1 pseudogene is annotated in these 649 nt (G+C 73.7%); it reads right to left on the bottom strand.

What is annotated here, in order from left to right:
- Positions 1–27: 27 nt before the first annotated feature.
- Positions 28–649 (bottom strand): annotated as a pseudogene (gene ppgK / locus AOK22_RS30830) (polyphosphate--glucose phosphotransferase); the annotation flags it as partial.

The following is a 649-nucleotide window of genomic DNA, read 5'->3' as shown; positions in this document are numbered from 1 at the left end:
GCCCTCGCCCGCCGCCGTCCCCGGCGACTACGCCTCGCCCGCCGCCGCCATCGCCGCCCCCACGATCCCCGCGTTGTTCTGCAGCTGCGCCGGGACGATCTCCGCCGCGACGCCCTCGATCAGCGGCAGGAACTTGTGCGCCTTGCGGCTCACGCCGCCGCCGATGATGAACAGCTCCGGCGAGAACAGCATCTCCACGTGCGCGAGGTAGCGCTGGACGCGGCGCGCCCAGTGCTCCCAGGTCAGGTCCTCGTCCTCGCGCGCCTTGGAGGACGCCTTCTTCTCGGCGTCGTGGCCGCGCAGCTCCAGGTGGCCGAGCTCGGTGTTGGGGACGAGACGGCCGCCGGTGAAGAGCGCGCTGCCGATGCCCGTGCCGAAGGTGAGCAGGATGACCGTGCCGGTGCGGCCGCGGCCCGCGCCGAAGTGCATCTCGGCGACGCCCGCCGCGTCCGCGTCGTTCAGGACCGTCACCGGGACACCGCCGAGGCGGTCGGAGACCAGCTTCTCGATGTCCGTGCCGACCCAGCTCTTGTCGACGTTGGCGGCGGTGCGCGCCGTGCCGTCGGCGATCACTCCGGGGAAGGTGGCGCCGACGGGCCCCGTCCAGTCGAAGTGCCCGACGACCTCGCGCACGCCCCCGACCACCGCG

This window comes from Streptomyces silaceus (assembly GCF_001419745.1).
Classification (GTDB): domain Bacteria; phylum Actinomycetota; class Actinomycetes; order Streptomycetales; family Streptomycetaceae; genus Streptomyces; species Streptomyces silaceus.
The sequence above is the reverse complement of the archived record's forward strand: the minus strand, read 5'-3'. Positions and strand labels throughout refer to the sequence as shown.